Source organism: Dactylosporangium sp. NPDC005572 (assembly GCF_040605515.1).
GTDB lineage: Bacteria > Actinomycetota > Actinomycetes > Mycobacteriales > Micromonosporaceae > Dactylosporangium.
This window is the reverse complement of sequence record NZ_JBEXCY010000414.1, coordinates 1-3399: the sequence shown is the minus strand read 5'-3', so window position 1 is coordinate 3399 and position 3399 is coordinate 1. Positions and strand designations below refer to the sequence as shown.

The 3399-nt window shown below is 75.2% G+C and carries 5 protein-coding genes; 2 read left to right on the top strand and 3 right to left on the bottom strand.

The window, feature by feature from the left end; translation table 11 throughout:
* Positions 1-135: 135 nt before the first annotated feature.
* Both ABZS66_RS61060 and ABZS66_RS61055 read right to left on the bottom strand, forming a co-directional pair.
* On the bottom strand, positions 136-1083 hold the full coding sequence (locus tag ABZS66_RS61060; protein WP_354774082.1) for a DUF1152 domain-containing protein: 948 nt from the start codon (positions 1081-1083) through the stop codon (positions 136-138).
* A gap of 13 nt (positions 1084-1096) precedes the next feature.
* Positions 1097-2032 carry a tetratricopeptide repeat protein gene (locus ABZS66_RS61055; protein WP_354774080.1) on the bottom strand — a complete coding sequence of 312 codons (936 nt, stop codon included), beginning with the start codon at positions 2030-2032 and terminating at the stop codon, positions 1097-1099.
* A gap of 122 nt (positions 2033-2154) precedes the next feature.
* Between ABZS66_RS61055 and ABZS66_RS61050 the strand changes: the two genes are divergently transcribed.
* Together ABZS66_RS61050 and ABZS66_RS61045 are read left to right on the top strand one after the other, a co-directional pair.
* Positions 2155-2556, top strand: coding sequence for a hemerythrin domain-containing protein (locus tag ABZS66_RS61050; protein ID WP_354774078.1), 402 nt, complete (start codon positions 2155-2157; stop codon positions 2554-2556).
* Positions 2553-3137, top strand: a complete 585-nt coding sequence (locus ABZS66_RS61045) for a DinB family protein (protein WP_354774076.1) — start codon at positions 2553-2555, stop codon at positions 3135-3137. Before ABZS66_RS61050 ends, ABZS66_RS61045 begins: the two co-directional genes overlap by 4 nt.
* Here the strand turns inward: ABZS66_RS61045 and ABZS66_RS61040 are convergent.
* A complete protein-coding gene (locus ABZS66_RS61040) occupies positions 3134-3340 on the bottom strand; it encodes a hypothetical protein (protein ID WP_354774074.1) in 207 nt (68 codons plus the stop codon). The two genes, ABZS66_RS61045 and ABZS66_RS61040, sit on opposite strands and share 4 nt — an antisense overlap.
* Between the last annotated feature and the right edge of the window lie 59 nt (positions 3341-3399).

Genomic DNA, 3399 nt, shown 5'->3' with positions numbered 1-3399 from the left:
CCTCGTCCCGGGCCGCCTGCACCTCGGGCGGCGGCGGGCGGTGAGGGCGCGCTGGGCGTGAGGGCGCGCTGGGCGGTGAGGGCGCGCTGGGCGGTGAGGGCGCGCTGGGCGGTGAGGGCGCGCTGGGCCCGGGAGCTAGTGCGGGTAGGCGCGGCGCGGGCGCGGAGTCACCGTGTCGCGGAAGCGGTCGATGCGGTGGCTGACGTCGAGCAGGTCGTCGGTGGCCCGGATCGCGTCGAGGTACAGGTGCTGGGCGGCCAGGCCGGCGAGGTCGAACGTGAAGTACATCGTCATCAGCGGATTGACGAACAACGACATCCCCGGCGTGCGGCCGGCCAGCTCCACGTCACCGGCCGCACCGGTCAGCGCCGCCGCGATCTGGCCGTTGACCAGGCTCGGGCGGGACGGGGTGGCGGCCTGGGCGTCGGCGACGGCGTCGCGGTAGCGGGCGGCGACGGTGCTCTGCGACGGCACGGTGAAGGCGCCCAGGAACGCGCCGGCGCGGTCGAGGGCGGCGATGTTCTCCAGCACCTGGACGTGGTTGACGCCGTGGTACGCGTCGATGCCGAACCCGATCGACGCGACCAGCCGGGCCGGCACCGGGGTGCCGGCGACGGCGGCCAGGCTGGTGGCGTCCTCGACCGGGGTGCCGAGGGCCGCCTCGTCGCCGCGCAGCAGCAGGTCGGTGCCGCCGTCGACCAGGATGATCGCGTCGAGGCCGAGCCGGCGGGCCAGCCGGCGGTACGCCGAGCGCAGCGGCCGCACGCCCGTGCGCGGGAAGGCGTACACCGTGTCGGAGAGCCCGCGCCGGGCCAGCCAGCGGGCCAGGGTGCGCTCCGGGAAGTAGTCGTCCGGGCCGCCCGTCGCCGCGGTGACGGCGGCGATGCCCGGCTCGACCCACACGCCCTTGTCCAGGCCGTGCAGGTGGACGATCGAGAGGCTCGCCAGGTGCACGGTGCGCCCGGCATCCATCAGCGCGAATGCCAGGGGCAGGCCGGCGTACACGTCGAACCCGCCGCCGGCGCCGGCGACGAGCACGCGGCGGGCGTCGCGGAGCGCGTCGAAGAACGGCTGCGGCCACACGACCGGCAGTGTCTCAGGTCTCCGGGAGGGTGGCGTGGGCGGCCGTGCGCTCCTGGGTCGACGGGTGGTCGGGGCCGAGACTTTCGGCCGACGCCGCGACCAGCTCGGCGCTCAGGCCCCGGGCCGCGGGCAGGTCGCCGCGGCGCTTGAGGACCTCGACCAGGCACTCCTGCACCCGCAGGGTGTCCGGGTCGACGGGGCCGCGGGTGCGGCGGTACGTGTCGAGGAGGTCGGCCAGCCGGTCGCGGGCGCCGTCGAGGTCGCCCTGGGCGCCCTGGGTCGTGGCCAGGTTGACCGCGGCGTCGAGGGTGATCGGGTGCGTGGTGCCGAGGGTCCGGCGGGCCGTCTCGTACGCCTCCAGGTGCAGCCGGGCCGCCCGGTCGAGGTCGCCCTGGGCGGCGACCATCGCGCCGAGCGAGTCGGTGGCCACGACGGTCGCCGGGTCGTCGGCGCCGCGGGCCGCCGGGGACGCCGCCACGACCCGTTCGAGCAGGTCGACGGCGTCGTCGAGCTCGCCCAGGTGGTACAGGCAGATCGCCAGGTTGCTCATCGAGGTGAGCGTCTCCGGGTGCTGCGGCCCGCGGCTGCGGCGGCACGCGTCGAGCTCCCGCTCGTGCAGCGCCCGGGCCGCCTCGAGGTCGCCGGCCGCCTGGCAGGTGAGGGCCAGGTTGTTCACGGCCATGAGGGTGAGCGGGTGCTCCTCGCCGAGGACCCGCCCGGCGAGCTCGGTGACGTGTTCGCCGAGCTCGCGGGCGCCGTCGATGTCGCCGAGCCGGCGCCGGACGTCGACCAGGTTGCTCTGCAGCGCGATGGCCTGCGGGCTGTCGTCGCCGGCGACGGCGATCGCCCGCTCCAGCTCCCGCTGCGCGGCGTCCAGGTCGCCGCTGCCGGCGTACCTCTTGGCACGGACCCCGATCCGGTGTGCGCGGACGACCGCGAGCAGACCCATAGACGCTCATTGAAGGGTATCCGGGCGGCCGCCCGCAACCCCGGTTCCGGGTCGTCGCGGCCGGCGCCGACCGTGCCACCGGGCGCCGCCACGGCCCCGCCACGGAATGCGAGGATGGCTGCGTGAACGACGGGGATCGCGCGGTGGCGCTGCATGCGCAGCTGACGGAGGTACACCGGTTGCTGCTCGACCGGGTCGACGAACTGCGCGAGGGGCGGCCGCTGCTGGCCCACTGCCTGGCGTTCTGCGCGGCGCTGACCCGCCACCACCGGGCCGAGGACGAGGGGCTGTTCGCCGAGCTGGTCCGCGCCCGGCCGAGCCTGGCGCCCGCCGTCGCCAAGCTCATGGAGGACCACGAGCTCATCGCGATGCTCCTGGCGAAGGTGGAGGCGGCCGCCGACCCGGACGCGGCGGCGCGCGAGCTCGACGGGCTGGCCGCCATCATGGAGTCCCACTTCGCGTTCGAGGAGCGGGTCCTGCGTGACGCCCCCGACGTGGAGGTCGGCGTGAAGGAGTGGATGTGAAAGAGACGCTGCTGATGTACCTGCGGGAGCAGCGCAACGCGGTGCTGTGGAAGGTCGACGGGCTCCCCGAGCGTGAGCTGCGGATGCCCCGCACGCCCACCGGCACCAACCTGCTCGGCGTCGTGAAGCACCTGGCCGGGGTCGAGGTCGAGTACTTCGGCGCCTGCCTGGGCCGCACCTGGCCCGACCCGTGGTGGGACGACACCGTGCCGGACGAGCCCAACGCCGACATGTGGGCGACCGCGGACGAGACGCCGGAGCAGATCATCGAGCGGTACCGCAGCGTCGTCGCCTGGGCGGACGAGGGCATCGCCGGCCTGGAGCTCGACGCCCCGGCCCGGGCGGAGTGGTGGCGCGAGCCGGACACCACACTGCACCGGCTGCTGGTCCACATGATCGCCGAGACCGCACGGCACGCCGGCCACCTCGACATCCTCCGCGAGCAGGCCGACGGCCGGCGCGGGCTGCTCACGCAGATCCCCAACCTGCCCGACGTCGGCGAGGACTGGTGGCCCGCCTACGTCGACCGCCTCCGCGCCATCGCCGAGCGAGGCGACGGCGACGGCACCAGCGACGGTTAGGGCCGGGCCCGGTCGGCGGCGGGCAGGTCGTCGCGCCGCGGCGGGCGGAACGCGCCGGCGGCGCCCCAGGCCATCTCGATCTTGTCGCGCAGTGTCTGGTCGAAGGTGAAGACCAGGTACAGCAGCGCCCAGGCGAGCGCCACCACCTTCGCCCACGACAGGATCTCCTTGTCGAGGTGCAGCACCGGCTGGGCGGCGAACACGGCGGCGCCTGCTGGAGGCGTACGGCCGCTGACGCCGGCTGCTCACGCGTGAAGGTCCC

Bases quoted from the DNA above. Each gene is read 5' to 3' on its own strand.
- ABZS66_RS61055 (WP_354774080.1), bottom strand. From the start codon at position 2,032: ATGGGTCTGCTCGCGGTCGTCCGCGCACACCGGATCGGGGTCCGTGCC.